This is a genomic window from Streptomyces sp. NPDC026301 (assembly GCF_055567935.1).
Window position 1 is genome coordinate 198,327 of record NZ_JBVHPN010000005.1, and the last position, 20,201, is coordinate 218,527.

Here is a 20,201-nt window from a genome sequence, read left to right on the forward strand (position 1 = left end):
CTCCTCGTACCGGTCAAAGATGTCCTCAAGCGCCGGACGGGCTGGATTTTGGCACCTTCGGTACCGGGACGAACGGCAGCTTCAGTGCCGCGAATGCCTTTTCCGGGACCGTCGGGTGCTGCGGCTCGACCGGGGTCAGGCGCTGGTACGGGCGGCCAGGGGCCGGGCGCGGGTCGGTCTCGCCCTTGTTCGGCCAGAAGGACATGGCGCGTTCGGCCTGGGCCGTGATGGTCAGGGACGGGTTGACGCCGAGGTTCGCGGAGACCGCCGAGCCGTCGACGACGGAGATGCCCGGGTGGCCGTAGAGGCGGTGGTACGGGTCGATGACGCCGTGGTCCGCGTCCTCGCCGATCGGGCAGCCGCCGAGGAAGTGCGCGGTCAGCGGGGTGCCCATCAGCTCGCCGACGTTGCTGCCGGGGAAGCCGTTGATGTCCTCGGCGATCAGCGTGGCGGCCTCGGCGGCGGCCGGTATCTGCGCCGGGTTGGGCGCGCCGTGGCCCTGTCGCGCGGTGAGCAGGCCCTTGCCGATGCCGCCCGGCTTCCGGTACGTGGTCAGGGAGTTGTCCAGGGACTGCATGACCAGGCCGATGATGGTCCGCTCCGACCAGCGGCGGTTGGAGAGGGAGCGCAGCGAGAGCACGGGGTGGCGCGCCGACTTGGCGAGCCAGCCGAGGACGCGGGCCGCGGCGCCGTCCCGTACCGGGACCTGGAAGAGCGACAGGCCGCCCATCGCGTTGGAGCCCTTGCCGTAGCGGACCGGTTCGATGTGGGTGTCGGCGTCCGGGTGGATGGAGGACGTGATCGCCACGCCGCGGGTGAAGTCGACCTTCTTCTCGCCGGTCCGCTTGCGGTAGCGGCGGTTGTCGGTGAGGGCGCCCACCAGGGCCTCGGAGTTGGTCCGGGTCAGCTCGCCCAGCTTGGGCGAGAGGTGGGGCAGCAGGCCGGTGTCCTTCATTTTGTGGAGGAGGGTCTGAGTGCCGTACGTGCCTGCGGCGATCACGACCCGGCGCGCCGTGAAGGTGCGGCCCTTGCCCTTGCGCTTGTCGTCGGTGGGCAGGGTCTTGACCGCGAAGCCGCCGCGGGAGTCCTCGGTGAGGGCGACGACGGAGGTCATCGGGTGGATGACCGCGCCGGCCTGCTCGGCGAGGTGGAGGTAGTTCTCGGTGAGGGTGTTCTTCGCGCCGTGCCGGCAGCCGGTCATGCACTCGCCGCACTCGGAGCACGCCTTGCGGGAGGGGCCCGCGCCGCCGAAGTACGGGTCGGGCACCTCGCCGCCGGGCGCCGCCTTCGTCGTGCCGTCGGCGTCCTTGCCGTCGCCGAAGAAGACGCCGACCGGCGCCATGTGGAAGGTGTCGCCCACGCCCATCTTCTCGGCGGCGGCCTTGAGGTGGACGTCGGAGGGGGTCAGGGTCGGGTTCAGGCGTACGCCGAGCATCCGCTGGGCCTGGTCGTAGTACGGCTTGAGCTCGTCCTGCCAGTCGGTGATGTGGCCCCACTGCTGGTCGTCGAAGAACTGCTTGGGCGGTACGTAGAGGGTGTTGGCGTAGTTGAGGGAGCCGCCGCCGACCCCGGCGCCTGCCAGGACCATGACATTGCCGAGCAGGTGGACGCGCTGGATGCCGTAGCAGCCGAGGGCCGGTGCCCAGAGGTAGTTGCGGATGTCCCAGGAGTTCTTCGGCAGCGTCTCGGGGGTGAAGCGGCGGCCGGCTTCCAGTACGCCGACGCGGTAGCCCTTTTCGGTGAGGCGGAGGGCGGATACGGAGCCGCCGAAGCCGGAGCCTATGACGAGGACGTCGTAGTCGTAGGACGGCTCGCTGGTCCGGGCCTGCGGGGCCTGGTTCTGGGCAGAGTTCTCCCCTGGCATCGGCGCTCCTCGGAGTGTGCGGGTCGGGGCTGGGGTGTCAGCGGAGGCGGAAGGCCTTCATGGCCTTCAGGCTCAGGGACATGAAGGCGGCGTACTTTTCGTCGTCCATGCCGAAGGACGGGGCCAGCGGCATGACGCGCTGGTGTGCGACGGTCTGCGCCTCGGTGTACTTGAGGATGCCCTCGGAGCCGTGGCGGCGGCCGAGGCCGGAGTCGCCCATGCCGCCCATCGGGGACTGGACGCTGCCGTAGCCCGCGGCGTAGGACTCGTTGACGTTGGCGGTGCCGGTGTTCAGCCGGGCGGCGACCTTGCGGCCGCGCCGGCCGTCCTTGGTCCAGACGCTGGAATTCAGGCCGTACGGCGTGGCGTTGGCGAGCGAGATCGCCTCTTCCTCGTCGCTGAAGCGGTAGAGCGAGACGACCGGGCCGAAGGTCTCCTCGTTGCAGACGGCCATCGGGGCCTGGACGCCGTCGAGGATGGTGGGCTCGTAGAAGAGCGGGCCGATGTCGGGGCGCGGCTTGCCGCCCGCGAGCAGCTTGGCGCCCTTGGCGACGGCCTCCTCGACGTGCCGGGTGACGGTCTCCAGCTGGCGCTCGCCGACGAGGGAGCCCATCTCGGCGCCGTACGCGAGGGCGTTGCCCAGCCGCATGGCCTTCGTACGGGCGGCGAAGCGCTCGGCGAACTCGTCGGCGATCGACTCGTGGACGTACAGCCGCTCGATGGAGATGCACAGCTGGCCCGCGGAGGAGAAGCAGCCGCGGACGGCGCCGGCCGCCGCCTTGTCGATGTCCGCGTCGTGCAGCACCAACATGGCGTTCTTGCCGCCCAGTTCGAGCGAGCAGCCGACGAGGCGGGCCGCGGCGCCCTGGGCGACCTCGCGTCCGGTGCGGGTGGAGCCGGTGAAGGAGACGTAGTCGGCGTGCTTGACGACCTCGGGGCCGACGACCGGCCCTTCACCGATCACGACCTGCCAGACCTCCGGCGGCAGGCCCGCCTCGATCAGCTGCTCGCGCGCCCACAGGGCGGTCAGCGCGGTCTCGGTGTCGGGCTTCATGACGACGGCGTTGCCCGCGACGAAGGCCGGCAGGGCGTCGCCGACGGAGAGCTCGAAGGGGTAGTTCCAGGGCGCGATCTGGCCCACCACGCCCTTGGGCCTGCGGAGTTCTGTGACCTTGGTGAGGGTGGGGACGACGCCGGTGTGGCCCTTGGGCTTGAGGTACGCGGGGGCCTTGCGGCCGTAGTGCCGGGCGGCGACGGCGACCGCCTGGATCTCCTCGTGGGCGTGCAGCCGGGCCTTGCCGGTCTCCAGCTGGATGAGGTCCAGCACCTCGGCCTGGCGCTGCAGTACGAGGTCGTGGAAGCGGAGCAGGATCGCGGCGCGCTTGCGTACCGGGGTGGCCGCCCACTGGCGCTGTGCCACGCGGGCCCGCTCGAAGGCGTCCGCGACGTCCTCGGGGGTGGATTCGGGCAGCTCGGCGAGGACCTCGCCGGTGAACGGCGTGTGGTTCGCCGTACTGCCGCTGCCGACCACGCCACGGGTGAGGCGGGCGACCAGGTCCTTGGTGACCACGTCGGCGGCGGTGCGGCTGCCCGCGGCGGCGGAGGCGACCGGGTTGCCGTCGGCGGGGGCGGTCTGTGCGGTGTCCAGCGAGTCCGTCATGGCGCCGAGGGTATGCCTCCGGACACGCTTTGTGTACCCGGCAGTAATGAGTTTTCACCGGCTGCCCACAATTACGCCAGTGATCACTGGCCAGGACGCTGCTGTACAGCGGATTCGTCCACCGGCGACCGGCGGACGCTCAGTCGGTCAGCGGCGGGCGCAGCGCCCGGAAGGTGGCCAGCGCGGTGTCGAAGTGTCGTTTCGCCACGGCCCGGTCGCCGGCCGGCGCGGAGATCCACACGTCGTACATCCGGCCCCCCTCGTCCCAGCTGAGGTCATAGGTGCGGCGCGGGCCGCCGTCCTCGGGCCCGCCGTCCCAGGTGAACTGCCACAGCGCGGCCCGGTGGCCCCGGTGGGTGGTGGCGGTGACCTCGCCGTCCCGGTAACCCCGGTAATTCTGCGGCCCGTTGATGTGCGCGTCGCGCATCGTGCCCAGCGGTCCGCCCAGCTGCGGCGGCTGCACATGAATGCCCAGCCGGAACCGCCGGCCGGCGGAGTAGTAGTACACCCGCGGCTTCTCGTAGGAGCGCGTGAACCCGGCCGGCACGGCGAGGGCGAAGCCCTGCGGGTCGCGGACGGTGGCGTACCCGGCCGGGGCGGTGGCGCTCGGCCCCGGGCTCCCGGACGCCGTCGGGGACGGGCGCGGGGAGTGCGTGGCGGGCGCGTTGCCGTCGTCCGCGCCCCGCCCGTTCAGCACCAGCGCCGCGATCCCGGCGCCCGCGGCGGCCAGCGCCAGGGCGGCCGTCACGGCGAGCAGGACATTGCGTACGTTCCGGGCGCGTCCGGTGTGCGGGCGCGCGGCGGCGGCCAGCGCCCGGCCGTCCAACGCGTCCCGGAGCGGCGCCGACTGCCGGGCGGGCCCGGTGAGTAAGGGCGGCCGCTCCTCGGGGGTGAGCGCGGCGCCCGGCTCCGGCATCCGGCCGGTCTGGAGGTAGCCGCGCAGCAGCCGCTCGGTGGCCGCGACGGTCAGCCGGCGCTCCGTGTCCCGCTGCAGCAGCCCGTCCACGACCGTGTACAGCGGCCGGGCCGCCTCGGGGATACGGATGTCGTCGGAGACGACGGCGTGCAGCACGCCGCCGATGGAATCGCGGTGGAAGGGCGTCTCGCCGCCGCTCAGCACCGCGCACAGCAGCACCCCGAGGGACCACAGATCGCCCTCGGGCCCCGTGCCGCGGCCCGCCATCCGCTCGGGCGCGGTGTACTCGGGCGAGCCGACGAACGCCCCGGTCTCGGTCAGCGTCGTGGCACCCGGCACCTGCGCGATGCCGAAGTCGGTGAGGACCACCCGGCCGGTGCCCGCCTCCAGCAGCACGTTGGCGGGCTTGATGTCGCGGTGCAGTACGCCGCTGGCGTGCGCCACGCGCAGCGCGCCGAGCAGCGCGACGCCGATCCTGGCCGCCTCGCGCGGCGAGAGCGGCCCGCCGCTCGCCAGCCGGTCGGCCAGCGAGCCGCCGTCCACCAGCTCCATGACCAGCCACGGGCGCTCGTCCTGCATCACCACGTCGTGCACGACGATCACGTTCGGATGCTTGATCTGCGCGACCGTACGGGCCTCACGCAGCATCCGCTCGCGCTGCACACCGGCGTCGGCGTCGTCCGGGTCGTCGTCGAGGTTCAGCTCCTTGACCGCGACCTGCCGGCCCAGCAGTTCGTCACTGGCCCGCCAGACCGTGCCCATGCCGCCGCGGCCGAGCCGGCCCGCCAGCCGGTACCGGCCGGCGATCAGGCGGCCGTGTCCCCCGAAGCTCCCCATGGAGGCCATCTTGCCCCACGGTCACCGAAGCGGAAGGAGCGGGCCGAAGGCCCTGGCCCCCTGTCGCCGCACGGCCCCGAAGTGATCAACTGTCGATATGGAGGCAGTCGTTACCAGCGTGGTGGCCGTGGCCGGCACGCTTCTCGGAGCCGGCATCACCCACTTCTTCCAGCGCCGGGAGACCGAGCGCAGCCACGCCCTCGCGCGCGACGAGAAGCTGCGCCAGGAGCGCATCGACGCCTACTGCGCGTACGCGGGCACGCTGCTGGAGTACCGCCGGGTACTGGTCCACCGCTGGTTCGTGCTGCACGACGAGGACCGCTGCGACGAGGACAGCCCCGCACTGCGCGAGGAGCAGTACAAGACCCGGTACGCCGCGCACGAGGCAATGTTCCGCGCGCAACTGGTCAGCGACGACGCCGAGGTGGTGGAGCTGACCGAGCGACTGCTGGCGGACGTGACGGAATTGCACTGGGTGGACGGCCGGGACGAGCTCACCGAACTGCGCGCCCGCACCCGGCAGGAGATCCGCGACTTCGTCACGGCGGTCGCGCGACGGGTGCGCTGAACGGCCCCGCGGCGGGTGCGCCGAACGATGCCCGGCGGGGCCGAGGGACCCGGGGGCACGCGACACACAGGGGTGGAACCTCCGCGCGTACGCCCGCCGTCCTTGAACAATGACAGGGACGGCGATCGGGGGTCGGTCATGGTGATGCAGGACGGCGGGCTGCTCGATGTGCGGCCGGGCGCCGACCCCGGCCGGGCGGCGCCCGAGCACAGCGGCGCCTACCTCGCGGCCGGACTGGCCCTCGGGCTGTACGCGGGCGCGCTCGTCGCCTGGGTGGTGACCGGCGTGGCCGACGCCCGGGTGGGCCCGCTGGACTTCGTCGAGGGCCTCTTCAACCCGCTGGCGGGCCCGCTGGGCGCCCTGGGACCGCAGGAGTGGGCGCTCGCGGTGGCGCTGGCGGCAGTGGCCGGCGCGGCGCTGGCGCAGCGCACCCTCGCCCGCCCGGCCGCCCTGCTGCTCGCCTGCCTGGTACTGGCCCGCTCGCTGCGCGAGGGCATCGGACTGCTGCACCCCGGCTACCGCTCCGCGTACAGCTTCGAGGCGATGGGCGGCTGGACGCTGGCCACACATGTGCTCGGACTGCTGGCCGCGGTGGTCGCGCTGTGCGTCCTGCTGCCGGCCCGCGCGGAGCCCAGGCCGGCCGCCGGATCCTGGTGGCCCGGTCGGCTCTCGCGGGTCTGCGGGGTGCTCTTCCTGCTGGCCGGGCTGGTCGAGGCGGCCTGGACGGTGCGGCTGCTCACCGTCGGCACCAAGGGGGCCGGGGACTGGCTGGCGGGCGCCGTGGACGCGGCCGTGCTCCCTTCGGCGGACGCGCCGGTCACCGGGCCCGGCTTCGCCGCACTCGCCGGGATCGCCGGCTGGCTGGTGGTCGGCGCCCTGGCGCTGCGCGGGCGGCGGGACGTGCGCGGCGCGCTGCTCGTCTTCGCCGCGATGCAGCTCTACCTCACGGTGCGGACGGTGGTGGGGTACGCGGTCACCGACGCCTTCAGCGCCGGGACGCGGAGCGCCGAGGGGACGCTGGACCTGGCCACCACCGCGTACTTACTGGCCGCGATGACCTCCGTACTGGTACTCACCACGGGGCGCGCCTTCAGCCCGTGCCAGGGCAGCACGCACTCCTGGACGCGCACCCGCCCGGAATGAGGATTCCACTCCCGGTGGCAGGCATTCCGTACGGAAACACCACAGGCGGCCGTCGCGTGTGGGGGTCGCGGCGGCCGCCGGTGTGAGCTGCACCGCGTGGACGGCTTGTGGCCTCTTCAGTGGTGCAGCATGAAGAGCACTCTGCCCGCGGGTGCCGTCCCGCGGCATCCTCCGCAGGTCGCGTGCGACCCCCGCCCGACGGCGGGGGTGGCACCCCCCGCCGCGCGGAGTCGGTACGGCACGACAGGAAGGGGCGACCGGTGATCCGTGTCGCTGTGGTGGACGACGAACGGCTGGTGCGGTCCGGGCTGCGGATGATCCTGGGCACCGCCCCGGACGTCCAGATGGTCGCGGACTGCAGCGGCGCGACGGCCGTGGAAACGGTCCGGCGCAGCGCGGCGGAGGTCGTGCTGCTCGACATCCGCATGCCGGACGTCGACGGTCTGACCGTACTCCGCGGCCTGCGCGCCGCCCCGGAGCCCCCCGCCATCGCCATGCTGACCACCTTCGACGCGCAGGAGTACCTGACCGCCGCGCTGCGCGAGGGCGCGGCCGGCTTCCTGCTGAAGGACTCCGATCCGGAACAGCTCATCCGCGCGGTGCGCACCCTCGCGGCGGGCGGCAGCGTGCTGGACCCGGGCGTCACCCGCGCCGTCATCGGCGGCTACCTGAACGCCGGGACCCAGGCGGCGGCCGCCGAGGCCGTACGCGCCCTGACACCCCGGGAGTCGGAGGTACTGGCGCTGCTCGGCGAGGGCCTGGGCAACGCGCAGATAGCCGCCCGGATGGGCCTCGCGCCCAGTACGGTCAAGGACCACGTGAGCGCCCTGCTGGGCAAGCTCGGCGGCATCAACCGGGTACAGGCGGCGATCGTCGCGGACCGCGCGGGCCTGGTCACGGGAGGCCCCAGATGACCCCGGCCACCGCACCCACGGAAACGACCCCGGCGACGGAAGCCGAGACACCGGCGACCCGTCCACCGGCGGGCACCCGCGCGGCCCGGCTGCGGCACCGCGCCGTCCTCCTCGTCCCCGCCCTGCTCGGCATCGCCGACTCCTTCCTCGTCAACGACGTCGACCAGCCCCTGGAGCTGGGCGTCTCCCTGCTCGCCGCGCTCGCCCTCCTGCTGCGCCGCCGGCTGCCGCTCACCGTCTTCCTGGCGACACTGCCGGGCCTGTACATCGGCTACATCTGGTTCGCCCCGATGATCGCCCTCTACACGGTCGCCGCGCTCCGGCCGGGCCGCGCCCGCCTCGGCTACTGCGCGTTCCTGCTGATCGCCGCGCACTTCTTCCCGTACCCCATCTCCGACCTGGAGATCACCGCGTACCGCGAGAACACCCTGGTACTGATCGACGCGTCGGTCACCTCGGCCGGGCCGATCGGCCTGGGCCTGCTGGTCCGCACCCGGCGCGAGCTGGCGGCGCGCGTCGCGGAACTCACCCGCAGCCTGGAGCGGGAGGACCGGCTGATCGCGGACCGGGTACTGGCAACGGAACGGGCCCGGCTGGCCCGCGAGATGCACGACGTGGTCGCCCACCAGGTCAGCCTGATCAGCCTGCAGGCCGGGGCGCTGCAGGTCGCCTCGGAGGACGCCGCGGCGCGGGACGGGGCGCGGACCATCCGGCAGCTGTCGGTGCGCACGCTGGAGGAGCTGCGGCACATGGTCGGCATCCTGCGTGCCGCGGGCGGCGGCCCGCGCGAGGCGGCTGACGACGCGGCGCAGCCGGACCTCGCGCCCCAGCCGGACCTGGCCGAACTGCCGCGGCTGATCGAGATGTCGGCGCTGGACGTGACGTACGAGAACGGGGTGGACGGGGACGCGCCCACGGACCGGACGGTGGAGCGGGCGGCGTTCCGCACGGTGCAGGAGGCGCTGACCAACGTCCGCAAGCACGCGCCGGGCGCGCGGGTGCGGGTCCGGGTCGCGCAGCCGCGCGCGGCGGACGCGGGGCTGCTGGTGGAGGTGCGCAACGGGCCACCGGACGACGACGCCGACGCGCCCCGGCTGCCCGGCGGCGGCCACGGCCTGGTCGGCCTGCGGGAGCGCGCACAGAGCCTGGGCGGCACGCTGGAAGCCCGCCCCACACCGGACGGCGGCTTCGTCGTACGAGCGGAATTTCCGCGCCGGGTGGCTTGAGGGGGGCGGGTGACGCGGCTTGGGGCTGCGGGGTGCGGGGCTGGCGGGCGCCTGGGAGGGGCGGGGCTTGGTGGGCGGGCGGGGGGAGTTGTCAGACCCTGCCGCTACTGTGTTGAGAAGGGGACCTCGTGCTCCCCCCATGGGGGAGAAGGCGGGGGAAACGGTACGGCGGAGCGGGCCAGCCGAACGGGTCGTGGGCGAGCGGCGACAGGCAGCGAGCGGTCAAGCGGCGAGCGGTCAGGCGCGGGCAAGCAACGAGCGATCAGGCGGAGAGTGGTGCCGCCGCCTCGTCGACGGCCGTGGCCACGTCCGGGTACACCTCGAAGAGCCGGCGCACGCCGAGCGCCGCGAGTACACGGTTCACGTGCGAGCCGTCCACCGCGCCCTGCGCCGGCAGGATCAGCCGCAGCCGTCCCTGGCACGAGCGCATCAGCCGGCGCGCGGCGATCAGTACGCCGACGCCGCTGGAATCGCAGAACTGCACGCCCGACAGGTCGAGCACCACACTGCGGCGCCCCTCGGCGACCGCGTCGTGCACGTGCTGGCGCACCGAGGGAGACGTGACCAGATCCATCTCACCGGAAACCTGCAGTACGGCCCAGGGCCCCTGCTCGTCTTCTGCCACCTTCAACGTCACGCGCTCGAAGCCTTTCGCTCGCTTTCGGACCGGACGCCTCCGGAGGCCATCCGGAACGCACCCTTCCCAGCTTCGGCTGCCCGGCCTCGGTCCCCTGAAACTCGTAAGAATTCCGCGCGCAACAGGCTGCCAGTACCCAGGCTATGCCCTGGATCATCGGCTTTTCTCTCCGCACCCGGTCACACACGAATAACGTGCGCGCAAAAACGGGCATGAACAGTCTGAATCAGTCGAGTTCTGACCGATAGGTCAATCAGAAAGTGACGGGACCTATACCATCCGCAGTCGCCGCACGGCTCGTTTTGCCGTAAAGGAAGGTGCGCCGACGGACCGGAGCACTACATTCGATGGCACGGTGGACGCACGACGGACTCTGTGACGACGGACTTCGGTGCCGGCGGGCACAGCGGCGGCGGAGAAGGGGGGCCGTGGATGGTGAACGAAGCGCCACCGCGCTGGGACAGGCGGATGCAGCAGCGGCTCGCGCGCGGCGAAGCGGCCGCGCTCGGAGAGCTGTACGACCGTTTCGCTTCGCTCGTGCACAGCCTCGCGCACCGCGTCCTGGAGGACGAGGCGGCGGCCGACCGGATCACCCGCGAGGTCTTCGGCTACATATAGGAGAACCCCGACGCGTACGACCCCAAGCAGGGTTCGCTGCGCTCGTGGGTCGCCACGCTCACCCACCGGCAGGCCGTGCACCGGCTGCGCCAGGCCGAGGCCGCCTCCGCGCTGGACTGCGGTGCGGACGCGCCCGCACCGGCCGAGATCGAGCAGAAGATCAACGCCGCCTCGACCGCGGCCCGCGCCGACTACATCGTCACGTCCATGCCGGCGCCGCTCCGCGCCGCGCTGGAACTGGCCTACTTCCAGCGGCGCGACTACCGCCAGACCGCCGCCGATCTCGGCGTCACCGAGGACGAGGCGCGCCGCCGGCTCCGGCTCGGCCTGCAGCTCCTCGCCACCGCGCACAACCACCAGGCGGGACCGCCCGCTCCGGGCCGCCCCGGCACGCCACCGCCGCCGGGCTCCGGATACGGGCGGGCGCTGTGAACGGCCCGGAGGACTGGGACCGCTACGGCCCGCAGGGCCCGGAAGAGCCCGGCCGCCCCTGCCCCGGCCGCGGCGAGCGCCCGCGCATACCGTCCCCGCGCCGCCCGGCCGAGGACCAGGGCCCGCTGCCGGACGTACGCCCGCCCCGGCCTGGCGAGAGCCCACCAGAGGACCCGCCGGAGGAGGAGCCGCACACGCCGGAGGAGCCGCGCACGCCGGAGGAGCGGCGCGCGTCGAAGGACCAGGAGGTACCGGAGGAAGGGGAGACGCCAGAGGTACCCGAGGAGCCGCGGACGCCCGAGCAACGGAGGACGTCCGAGGACGCCGCCACGGAGAAGGACGGGACAACGGACCAGGACCCCGCCGGCGCCGGCCGGCCCGAGCCGCCGCACGCGGTGCTCAAGTCGCTGCTGGGCGCCTGGGCGCTGGCCGCCTGCTCGCCCGAGGAGACCGCCGCCGTCGAGGCGCACCTCACGGACTGCGCCGCCTGTGCGGACGAGGCGCTGCGGCTGCGGGACGCCGTCGGCCTGCTGCACCCCGCCGACAGCCTGGACCTGGACCCGCTGCTGCGCAGCCGGGTCCTGGAGAACTGCCTGGGCCGCCGCCCCGCCCGTATCCCGGTGCCGGAGTGGGCGGGCCCGTACGACGCGGAGACCGCCAGACTGGACGCGCTGCTGCGGGACATGGGCGAGGCCGAGTGGCGGGCCCCGGTACGGCTGCGGTGGTTCGAGAACGACCGCGCGGCCGGCCGCACCACGACCGTCGCGGGCGTCATCGGCCATCTGATGTCCGTGGACGGCCTGGTCGCCACGGCCCTCGGGCTCACCGACCCGCTGGGCGCCGAGGTCCCGGAGGACTCCCCCAGCGATCCGACGGCCCGTACGCTCGCGTACTGGCGCACGGCGCTGCACGAGGAAGCCCCGCTCGCCACCCGCGAGCCCTGGCGCGAGCAGAGCCACGCGCTGATACGGACCGTGGCCTTCGCGGGCCGCGGGGTCGCCGAACTGGCCGTGCCCTACGGCGACTTCCGGCTGCCGCTGCGCGACTCCCTGCTGGAGCGCGCCTTCGAGTGCTGGGTGCACGCCGGCGACATCGCCGACGCCGTGGACTATCCGTACGAGGCCCCGGCCGCGCACCACATGCACGGGATGGTGGACCTCGCGGCGCGGCTGCTGCCGTCCGCGCTGGCGGTACGGCGCCGGGCGGGGCTGGCCGCGCCGCCCCGGCGGCTCGTCGAGGCGGGCACACCGGGGCGCACGCTGCACCTGGAGGTGGAGGGCAGCGGCGGCGGCCACTGGTACATCGCGCTGGACTCGCCCGGCGCGCTCGGCACACCGGACCGTACGGTCGCGCACATCGCGCTGGACAGCGTGGAGTTCTGCCAGCTGGCCGCGGGGCATGTCTCGCCGGAGGACGCGGCGGCGGGCCAGCACGGCGAGCGGGACGCGATCCGCGAGGTGCTCTTCGCGACGGCGTCGCTCTCGCGTCTCTGAACCACCGGGCGCGCCGGGGCAGCGGCGCCCCGGCGGTCAGCGGTCCGTCAGGCGAAGACGACCGTGCGGCTGCCGTTGAGCAGTACGCGGCGCTCGCTGTGCCACTTCACCGCGCGGGCCAGCGCCTGGCACTCCACGTCCCGGCCGATGGCGACGAGCTGGTCCGGGGTGACGTCGTGGCCCACCCGCGCGACCTCCTGCTCGATGATCGGGCCCTCGTCGAGGTCGGCGGTGACGTAGTGCGCGGTGGCGCCGATCAGCTTCACGCCGCGGGCGTGCGCCTGGTGGTACGGCTTCGCGCCCTTGAAGCTCGGCAGGAAGGAGTGGTGGATGTTGATGATCCGGCCCGACAGCTCCTTGCACAGGTCGTCGGAGAGCACCTGCATGTACCGGGCCAGTACGACCAGCTCGACCTGCTCGGCGCGGACCAGCTCCAGCAGCTGGGCCTCGGCCTGCGGCTTGTTGTCCTTCGTCACCGCGATGTGGTGGAAGGGGATGTCGTAGGAGGCGACCAGCTCGGCGAAGTCGGTGTGGTTGGAGACCACGGCCGCGATCTCCACCGGCAGCGCGCCGATGCGGGAGCGGAAGAGCAGGTCGTTCAGGCAGTGCCCGAACTTGGACACCATCAGCAGGACGCGCATCTTCTCGTCGCCCCGGTGGATCTGCCAGTCCATCTGGAAGGAGTCGCCGACCGCGGCGAAGCTGGCGCGCAGCTTCTCCAGCGTGACGGCGGTCTCGGCGCGGAAGTGGACCCGCATGAAGAAGAGTCCGGTGTCCCGGTCCCCGAACTGCTGGCTGTCCACGATGTTGCACCCGGTCATGAAGAGGTAGCTGGACACCGCGTGCACGATGCCCTGCTTGTCCGGGCAGGACAGCGTCAGGACGTACTGGTCGGAGAGGGCGGGCTGCGACTGGCTCATGAGGACAAAGGGTCGCACATTCCGGCCCGCCGGTCACCGTCCGCTCCCCGGTACCCGGCAGCGGGCACCGCCGGCGTGGCCGGGCTCACTCCTGCGGTTCCAGTCCCCTGGTGTGGATGGCCAGCACGTCGAGGGAGCGCGGGGCCGTGTCGGGGTCCTCGCCGTCGGCGGTCGCCATGCGGACGTGGGCGTCGCGCGCGGCCCGTACGGCCTCCGGCCAGCCGTGGTGCTCCAGGTAGGCGGTCACCGGGGCGTCCGCGCCGACCTGGTGCAGGATGCGCAGCACACGCAGTACGGCGACGTCGACCAGCGCGGCTTCCTGGGAGTCCCGGAATATCGTGCCGACGTACTTCTCGGCGGACCAGTTGTCCAGCCAGGTGTCCTCCACCAGCCGGTACACGGCGTCGGTCACGTCGCCGTAGCCGGGGAGGCCGGCGAGCCAGGTCTCCTGCTGGAAGACGGGGTCGGAAAGCATGTGCAGCGCCGAGCGCACATTGGCGCGCCAGCGCCACCACGGCATGTCATTGAGCGGCATGGCGCCCATGGTGGTCGAGCGGCGGCCGCGACGGGAAGACTTCTCCGAACCTTGCACAGCAATCGATCGTACGTTCTCGGCCACGGGGCGACCGTCCGGGGGCCCGGGGCCGGGTCGCCCGCGGAGACCCGCGGGCCGGCACCCGCCGCATAAGCGATCTTCGGACGCCCCTCCCCCGCTGTTCACCTTCGCGTCACTTTCCGTTACCCGGGCAGCACGCAGACGTTATGAACCGGCCGGAAGGGTGCGGGGACATGACCGGATGGCGACGTTCCTTTCCCCGCTCCTGCCACCGCGCCACCGTGATCCGCTCAGCGACGGCGGGTGCGGCGGCCATGGCCGCCCTGCTGACCGGCTGCGGCTCGCTCCCCGGGGCCGACGGGAACGCCGCCGGGGCCGACGACCAGGCCCCGCTCACCGTGATGACCTGGGCGCCCTCCGGCACGAAGGGCACGAACATGGCCGGAATGCCGGCCATGGCGGAGGCGTACGCGCGCTGGGTCAACGCCAAGGGCGGCATCGCCGGCCACCGGCTGAACGTCCTCACCTGCAACGAACGCAACGCATCGGTGGCCGCCGCGCGCTGCGCCCAGAAGGCGGTCGCCGCACACGCCGTCGCCGTGGTCGGTTCGTACAGCCGCCAGGGCCGCTCCTTCATGGGCCCGCTGGAGGCCGCGAACATCCCGTACATCGGGGGCTACGGCGTCTCCAGCGAGGAGTTCGACAGCCCGCTGTCCTACCCGGTCAACGGCGGCCAGGCGGCGCTGCTGGCCGGCAACGGGCGGCAGCTGGCCGCCGAGTGCAAGCGCGTCTCGCTGGTCCGCCCCGACACCATCCAGGGCGACCAGATGCCGCCGCTCCTCAACTCCGGGCTGGCCACCGGAGGCCGCGCGCCCGCGCACGACATCCGGGCGCCCGAGAACGCCACCGACTACACCGGAGCGGCGCAGAGCGCGCTGGACCAGGTCGGCGCCGACCCGGCGTTCTACGGGACGGCGGAGTTCGGCGCGCGCGCCAAGGGCGCCTGCGTGACCGCTGCTCTCGGCGAGCACACCGACACGTTCTTCGACTCCTTCCGGCGCCTCCAGGAGGACAACCCGAAGGTGCAGATGGCGTCCGTGCTCGGCAGCGTGAACCAGACGCTGGTGGACCGTACGGGCGGCAAGTCCAGCCCGCTGGAGGGCGCGCTGGTCACCGGCTGGTACCCGGACGCGCGCGACCCGCGCTGGAACCCCATGCGCGATGTGATCACCGAGCACGCCTTCAACGACAACCGCATCGACCCGGCCGACGCCGGCGTGCAGACCACGTGGATCGCCTACACCGTGCTGCGCGCGATGGTCGAGCAGGTCACCGAGGAGGGCAAGGACGTCACCGCGCGCTCGCTGCAGCAGGCACTGGACCGCGGCGACCGGGCCGTCGACACCGGCGGCCTGACCCCGAAACTGCGCTGGCGCTACGACGACATGCTCGCCGTGCAGTCCTTCCCGCGGATCGTCAACGCGATGGTGACCTACCAGGTCGTACGGGACGGCCGGCTGGTCACCACGCACTCCGGCTTCGCCAACCTGGCGAAGACGCTGGAGAAGCCGCGGGGGGACGCCTGAGGGGCCCTGGTCCGGCGCCGACGGGAGCCCGGCGCGGCTAGAGCTGCTCGGGGCTGTGCTCGGTCAGGCCGTACTTCTTCGCGATCGGGTTCCACCACTTCGCCGCCTGCTTCTTGGCCGTGGTGGCCTGTTCGCTGGCGGTGTTGCCCTCCACCGCCGCCTTCGTGCCGCGCGCCTTGCCCTTGTGGCAGCCCTTCTTGCCCGCGTGCGCGACCTGGTCGGCCCAGGTGGCGTAGTGGTTGTCGGCCGCAGCCGAGGACTTCCAGGCGTTGGTCAGCGCGGTGGTCAGCTCCACGTGGTCGGGCAGCTGGTCGGTGGAGAGCTTCCCGAGCCGGGTGACCAGGTCGTTCCGCTGCCCGGCCGCGTCCCGCAGGTCCTTGGCCGCCACGCCGAGCTTGGTGCAGGACTTGATGCTGCCGACCGCCCCGATCACCGCGGAACGGCTGTTGTTGCTGTCCTTGAGCAGCGCGTCCAGCTCCTTGGCCTGCGCCTCGGCGGGGTCCGCGGTCGGCGAGGGCTTCTCCCGCTTCACCGTGCCCGCCGACGACTTGCCGGCGTCCTTCTTCGCGCCGTCGTCGTCGCTGCCGCTGAGCGCGTAGCCGACGCCGAGCCCGGCGCCGACGCAGACCACCACGACCGCGCCGATGATCGCGGCGGGCGCGAGCTTGCGGCGCCGCCCGTCACCGCCGCCGTGGCCGTGACCGTGGCCGCCGGAGCGGCCCTCGGGCGGGTAGGGGCCCTGGGGCGTGAATCCGGACTGCTGCGGCGCGGGGCCGCCCGGCTGGTGCGCCGCGTGGCCGGGCTGCTGGGGCGCGGGGCCCGGCTGCGCGCCGTATCCCGGCTGCCCACCGTGGCCCTGCTGCGCGGGCGGCTCGAAGCGCGGCATCTGCTGGGTGGAGCCGGGGGACTCGGCACCGGCGGTACCGGCCCCGGCACCGCCCGGCCCGTCGCGGAAGAGGCCGTCGAACTCGGCCGGGGTCGGCCGGTCGCCCGGCATCCCCGGCCGGATGGCGAACGGCGCACCCGGAGGCGGCTGCGGCGCACCACCGCCGACCGGCGGGATCAGCTGGGTCGCCGCCTCCGTGCCATCGGGGGAAGCGGGCGCCTGCGGCATGACGGGCCGCCGCAGCATCGTCGTGGACTCGGCGTCCGTCTCGGGCCGCTTGTTCTCGGGCGGCAGCGAGCCGGGCATGGGGCCGGGCGCCCCCTGCGGCGCCGGCATCGGCTGCGCGCCGGGCCCGCCCTGCCCGCCGGCGAACGGCGGGATGAGCTGGGTGGCCTCGCTGTCGCCGGTGGCGGGCGGGATGAACTGGGTGGCCTCGGCGTCCCCGGCGGCGGGCGGCAGCGGCCCGGCGCCCTGTCCGGTGTGCTGCCCACCGGCCTGTCCGGCGCTCTGCGGCGGCAGCGGCGCGCCCGCACCCGCGCCGCGGTCGTCGGCGGCGGGCGGCAGCGGCGTCCCGGCCTGCCGCTCGGCCCGCACGAGCGCGCCACCGGTGGCATTCCCGGCACCGTCCGTACCGGGCTGGGGCCCGGCGGACTGCGGCGGCTGCGAAGCCTGCGGGTAGCCGTAGGCGGGCTGGCCGCTGTAGGGGTTCTGACCGGCGTACGGGTCGTGCTGTCCGTACGTGGCCTGCGCCTGCGCGTCGCCGTAGGAGGGCTGCGCGCCGTACGAGGGCTGCTGGCCGTAGGTGCCCTGGGGGTCACCGTACGAGGGCTGAGGCTGAGCGCCGTACGAGGGCTGGGCGCCGTAGGAGGGCTGAGGCTGGGCTCCGTAGGAGGGCTGCTGGCCGTACGTGCCCTGCGCGCCGTACGGGTCCTGGCCGCTCGCGTATCCCGTCCCCGGCCCGGCCGGCGGCTGCTCCGGCGGCATCGGGGGTACCGGCGGCTGCCCCTGGGGCGGCGGCGGGTACGCGCCCGGCTGCTGCGGCGCGTAGGAGCCCTGCTGCTGCGGCGCCTGGGACGGGCCCCAGGGCTCGCCCCACGGCTGACCGGCGGCCGGCGCGGACTGCTGGTCGGGCACGTACGGCTCGCCGCCGTGCGCGGGCAGCACCACACCCTCGCGCGCGGGCCCGCCCGCAGGGTTCTGCGGGTCGCCGCCCTGTCCGCTCTGCGTCACCGGGACTCCTACTTCTGCTTCTTACGGAATCGTCGGCTCACGCTACCGGGTAGCCGTCGCGTTCGACCACGTCCCCTGGTCACCGGCCACTTGACGCACAACGGCACCACCCGTCGATTACGGAGGATCGACGGACAAAGAGGACTCCGGCCGAATGCCGCTCCGGGGCGGGGCCTGGAGTCCCGCCTGAGGCAGGGCCTGGAGCCCCGCCTGGGGCCGGGCCTGGGGCGGAGCTTGGGGCGGGGCCGCCCCCGGCCCGTCCGTCACGCCGCCCGCAGCTCCAGTCGCGCGGCGAACTCCCGCACCACCGCCTCCTCCCGGTACGGCTCCAGGCGCGCCTGGAAGTCCTCCAGATACTCCGCGCCGCGCGAGGAGCGCAGCCCGCTCAGCAACTCGGCCGCCTGCGTGCCCGTATGGCACGCCTGCTCGATCTCGCGCTGCTGCACCTGCGCGCTCGCCAGCAGCACCAGCCCGATCGCGCGCCGCCGCGCCCGGCTCTCCGGGTGACCGGCGAGCGCCTGCTCGGCCTGCTGCTTCGCCGCGGCCGCCTGTCCCAAGTCCCGGTGACAGTGGGCCAGTTCGTCGGCGAGATAGGCCGGGTCGAAGTGCCCGATCCACACCGGGTCGTCGCCCGCGTCCGTACCGGACTCGGCCCGCTCCATCGCGCTGACCGCGCGCCCGGCCACGGACTGGAACGCCCGGGTGTCCCCCATCAGCGCGTGCCCGCGCGCCTCCGCCGCGCAGAACATCGCCTCGGCGCGCGGCGTCACGTGCCCGCGGGTGCCTTCCTGTGCCGCGCGCGCGAGCTGCGCGATCTCCCGGGGGTTGCCGAGCGAGGCGGCGAGGTGGCTCATGCTGGCGGCGAGCACGTACCCGCCGTAACCGCGGTCGCCGGCCGCCTGCGCGAGGCGCAGCGCCTGGATGTAGTACCGCTGGGCCAGCCCCGGCTGACCCGTGTCGACCGCCATGTACCCGCCCAGCTCGGTCAACCGGGCCACCGCGGCGAACAGTTCGCGCCCCACGGACTCCCGGTACGTGCCCGCGAGCAGCCCGGAGACCACGCTGTTGAGGTAGTGCACGACGACCGGGCGGACGTGCCCGCTGCCGTACTGGTGGTCCAGTTCGCTGAGCGCGGTCGTCATGGCGCGGACCGCCTCGACGTCCGAACGGCCCACGCGCGCACCGGCGTTGCGCGCGACCTGGGTGTCGGCGCCGGTGATCAGCCAGTCCCGGCTCGGCTCGACGAGTGCCGAGGCGGCGACGGTCGAGCCGCTGAGAAAGTCCCGGCGGCCCACGTCACTCCGCCACAACTCACAGACCTGCTCTATCGCGCCGAGGACGGTGGGCGAGAACTGGAGGCCGACGCCGGAGGCGAGGTTCTTGCCGTCGGCCATGCCGATCTCGTCGATCGTGACCGTGCGCCCCAGCTTGCGGCCGAGCGCCTCGGCGATGATCGCGGGCGCCCGGCCGCGGGGCTGCTGGCCGCGCAGCCAGCGGGCGACGGACGTCTTGTCGTAGCGCAGGTCCAGGCCGTGCTCGGCACCGCAGACGTTCACGCGGCGGGCGAGTCCGGCGTTGGAACAGGCAGCTTCCTGGATGAGCGCCTGCAGCCGTTCGTTCGGCTGCCGCGCGACGAGTGGCCTGGCGGCCATGCTGTACCCCCTGTGTACTGCGGCGCGTTCACCGTCGAACGCCGTCCCCGTCCATCATTTCCCGCCCATACCCGCGATATCCGCTTTTTCCGACGCTACCGCGCGACATAAGCGACACTCACCAAATTGCCCGACCGGCCCCCTTAGCTGCTCGGCTGGGCGATGCCCGCCTGCTCACGCAAGTGGTTACCCAGCCTCCGCCGCACAGCCCCGCACGCGCCCCCGCCCGTGCATCCATGCGCCCCACGTGCAAGAACGTTGCGCCGTGCCGTGCCACGGGTTGGCCGTAACCCTTGGTGACAGCGGAAGTTGTCACGTTCGTGGAACAGAGCAGCGGAGTCACAGGAGCCCCACACGTCCCCCAGCAGCGCGGCGAGCGGCTGCTCGACATTGCGGTGCGTTACGCGGCGGAACGCCATTGGGACGTACTCCCCGGCGCATGGCTGGAAGACGACGGTGCGGCGACGTACTGTTCGTGCGGCGCCCGTGACTGCCGGGCCCCCGGCGCCCACCCCCTGGCGGCCGACTGGCCCACGGCGGCCACCGGCAGCACATCAGTCATCCACAGCCTGTGGACGCAGCACCCCCGCGCGGCGATCCTGCTCCCCACAGGCCGCACGTTCGACGCGCTGGACGTGCCGGAGACCGCGGGCTGCCTGGCGCTGGCCCGCATGGAACGGCAGGGCCTGCCGCTCGGCCCGGTCATCTGCACCCCGGCCCGCCGGATGCTCTTCCTCGTCCTCCCCGGCGCCGCCGCCAAGATCCGGGACCTGGCACGGAAGCCGGGCCGCCCCGCCCCCTCCGGCCTCGACCTGATCACCCACGGCGAGGGCACCTACATCGCCGCACCCCCCACCCGCACCGGCCGCCACGCCCCGGTCCAATGGGCCCGCCACCCCACCCCCGCCAACCGCTGGCTCCCCGACACGCAAGACCTCCTCAACCCCCTCACCTACGCCTGCGGCCTCGAGCCACCCTCGAACCGGGGACGCTGAACGCGCTGCTCACCCGCCCCCTCCCCCGCCCGCCGCATATCGTGGGGAGTGGCGGGGGCTTGACCGGT

General features: G+C 73.5%; 15 protein-coding genes and 1 pseudogene. 8 read left to right on the forward strand and 8 right to left on the reverse strand.

Going from position 1 to position 20,201, the window contains the following annotated elements:
- Positions 1-25: 25 nt before the first annotated feature.
- The 3 genes from ACZ4MH_RS10600 to ACZ4MH_RS10610 all read right to left on the reverse strand — a co-directional run bounded on the left by ACZ4MH_RS10600 (position 26) and on the right by ACZ4MH_RS10610 (position 5,277).
- Positions 26-1,864 (reverse strand): GMC family oxidoreductase, encoded by a 1,839-nt coding sequence (locus tag ACZ4MH_RS10600; protein WP_351598355.1) that lies wholly within the window; start codon positions 1,862-1,864, stop codon positions 26-28.
- A gap of 37 nt (positions 1,865-1,901) precedes the next feature.
- Positions 1,902-3,524, reverse strand: coding sequence for a succinic semialdehyde dehydrogenase (locus ACZ4MH_RS10605; protein WP_351598352.1), 1,623 nt, complete (start codon positions 3,522-3,524; stop codon positions 1,902-1,904).
- Positions 3,525-3,663: 139 nt separating this feature from the next.
- Positions 3,664-5,277, reverse strand: a complete 1,614-nt coding sequence (locus ACZ4MH_RS10610) for a serine/threonine-protein kinase (RefSeq protein ID WP_351598349.1) — start codon at positions 5,275-5,277, stop codon at positions 3,664-3,666.
- Between the two features lie 97 nt (positions 5,278-5,374).
- Between ACZ4MH_RS10610 and ACZ4MH_RS10615 the strand changes: the two genes are divergently transcribed.
- From ACZ4MH_RS10615 to ACZ4MH_RS10630, 4 genes are all read left to right on the forward strand, one after another.
- Positions 5,375-5,845 carry a hypothetical protein gene (locus ACZ4MH_RS10615; RefSeq protein ID WP_351598346.1) on the forward strand — a complete coding sequence of 157 codons (471 nt, stop codon included), beginning with the start codon at positions 5,375-5,377 and terminating at the stop codon, positions 5,843-5,845.
- A 138-nt stretch (positions 5,846-5,983) separates the two neighbouring features.
- On the forward strand, positions 5,984-6,988 hold the full coding sequence (locus ACZ4MH_RS10620) for a hypothetical protein (RefSeq protein WP_351598343.1): 1,005 nt from the start codon (positions 5,984-5,986) through the stop codon (positions 6,986-6,988).
- A gap of 260 nt (positions 6,989-7,248) precedes the next feature.
- Entirely contained in the window at positions 7,249-7,902 is a 654-nt protein-coding gene (locus ACZ4MH_RS10625) for a response regulator transcription factor (RefSeq protein ID WP_351598340.1), read from the forward strand.
- Positions 7,899-9,128: a sensor histidine kinase gene (locus ACZ4MH_RS10630; RefSeq protein WP_351598337.1), complete on the forward strand. Its 1,230-nt coding sequence runs from the start codon at positions 7,899-7,901 to the stop codon at positions 9,126-9,128. Before ACZ4MH_RS10625 ends, ACZ4MH_RS10630 begins: the two co-directional genes overlap by 4 nt.
- A gap of 262 nt (positions 9,129-9,390) precedes the next feature.
- Here the strand turns inward: ACZ4MH_RS10630 and ACZ4MH_RS10635 are convergent, their stop codons facing one another.
- Positions 9,391-9,765: an STAS domain-containing protein gene (locus ACZ4MH_RS10635; protein ID WP_030254346.1), complete on the reverse strand. Its 375-nt coding sequence runs from the start codon at positions 9,763-9,765 to the stop codon at positions 9,391-9,393.
- A gap of 432 nt (positions 9,766-10,197) precedes the next feature.
- Here ACZ4MH_RS10635 and ACZ4MH_RS10640 point away from each other — a divergent pair.
- Together ACZ4MH_RS10640 and ACZ4MH_RS10645 are read left to right on the forward strand one after the other, a co-directional pair.
- Positions 10,198-10,815, forward strand: a pseudogene (locus tag ACZ4MH_RS10640) (sigma-70 family RNA polymerase sigma factor).
- Entirely contained in the window at positions 10,812-12,308 is a 1,497-nt protein-coding gene (locus ACZ4MH_RS10645; RefSeq protein ID WP_467754461.1) for a zf-HC2 domain-containing protein, read from the forward strand. The pseudogene ACZ4MH_RS10640 and the gene ACZ4MH_RS10645 overlap by 4 nt, the downstream one beginning before the upstream one ends.
- A gap of 47 nt (positions 12,309-12,355) precedes the next feature.
- On the opposite strand, the gene purU is transcribed toward ACZ4MH_RS10645, so the two are convergent.
- Both purU and ACZ4MH_RS10655 read right to left on the reverse strand, forming a co-directional pair.
- Positions 12,356-13,228, reverse strand: coding sequence for a formyltetrahydrofolate deformylase (purU, locus tag ACZ4MH_RS10650; RefSeq protein WP_351598333.1), 873 nt, complete (start codon positions 13,226-13,228; stop codon positions 12,356-12,358).
- A gap of 85 nt (positions 13,229-13,313) precedes the next feature.
- Positions 13,314-13,826, reverse strand: a complete 513-nt coding sequence (locus ACZ4MH_RS10655) for an SCO4402 family protein (protein ID WP_351598382.1) — start codon at positions 13,824-13,826, stop codon at positions 13,314-13,316.
- A gap of 191 nt (positions 13,827-14,017) precedes the next feature.
- Here ACZ4MH_RS10655 and ACZ4MH_RS10660 point away from each other — a divergent pair, with 191 nt between their 5' ends.
- A complete protein-coding gene (locus ACZ4MH_RS10660) occupies positions 14,018-15,370 on the forward strand; it encodes an ABC transporter substrate-binding protein (protein ID WP_351598330.1) in 1,353 nt (450 codons plus the stop codon).
- A 37-nt stretch (positions 15,371-15,407) separates the two neighbouring features.
- Here the strand turns inward: ACZ4MH_RS10660 and ACZ4MH_RS10665 are convergent, their stop codons facing one another.
- Both ACZ4MH_RS10665 and ACZ4MH_RS10670 read right to left on the reverse strand, forming a co-directional pair.
- Positions 15,408-17,486 carry a hypothetical protein gene (locus ACZ4MH_RS10665; RefSeq protein ID WP_467754462.1) on the reverse strand — a complete coding sequence of 693 codons (2,079 nt, stop codon included), beginning with the start codon at positions 17,484-17,486 and terminating at the stop codon, positions 15,408-15,410.
- A gap of 263 nt (positions 17,487-17,749) precedes the next feature.
- Positions 17,750-19,138 (reverse strand): transcriptional regulator, encoded by a 1,389-nt coding sequence (locus ACZ4MH_RS10670; RefSeq protein ID WP_351601008.1) that lies wholly within the window; start codon positions 19,136-19,138, stop codon positions 17,750-17,752.
- Between the two features lie 320 nt (positions 19,139-19,458).
- Here ACZ4MH_RS10670 and ACZ4MH_RS10675 point away from each other — a divergent pair, with 320 nt between their 5' ends.
- Positions 19,459-20,133, forward strand: coding sequence for a bifunctional DNA primase/polymerase (locus tag ACZ4MH_RS10675; protein ID WP_351601011.1), 675 nt, complete (start codon positions 19,459-19,461; stop codon positions 20,131-20,133).
- Positions 20,134-20,201: the final 68 nt, after the last annotated feature.

Excerpts from the sequence above, each read along its gene's own strand:
- ACZ4MH_RS10600 (WP_351598355.1), bottom strand. The coding sequence starts at position 1,864 with ATGCCAGGGGAGAACTCTGCCCAGAACCAGGCCCCGCAGGCCCGGACC.
- ACZ4MH_RS10605 (WP_351598352.1), bottom strand. The coding sequence starts at position 3,524 with ATGACGGACTCGCTGGACACCGCACAGACCGCCCCCGCCGACGGCAAC.
- ACZ4MH_RS10610 (WP_351598349.1), bottom strand. The coding sequence starts at position 5,277 with ATGGGGAGCTTCGGGGGACACGGCCGCCTGATCGCCGGCCGGTACCGG.
- ACZ4MH_RS10615 (WP_351598346.1), top strand. The coding sequence starts at position 5,375 with ATGGAGGCAGTCGTTACCAGCGTGGTGGCCGTGGCCGGCACGCTTCTC.
- ACZ4MH_RS10620 (WP_351598343.1), top strand. The coding sequence starts at position 5,984 with ATGGTGATGCAGGACGGCGGGCTGCTCGATGTGCGGCCGGGCGCCGAC.
- ACZ4MH_RS10630 (WP_351598337.1), top strand. The coding sequence starts at position 7,899 with ATGACCCCGGCCACCGCACCCACGGAAACGACCCCGGCGACGGAAGCC.
- purU (WP_351598333.1), bottom strand. The coding sequence starts at position 13,228 with ATGAGCCAGTCGCAGCCCGCCCTCTCCGACCAGTACGTCCTGACGCTG.
- ACZ4MH_RS10660 (WP_351598330.1), top strand. The coding sequence starts at position 14,018 with ATGACCGGATGGCGACGTTCCTTTCCCCGCTCCTGCCACCGCGCCACC.
- ACZ4MH_RS10670 (WP_351601008.1), bottom strand. The coding sequence starts at position 19,138 with ATGGCCGCCAGGCCACTCGTCGCGCGGCAGCCGAACGAACGGCTGCAG.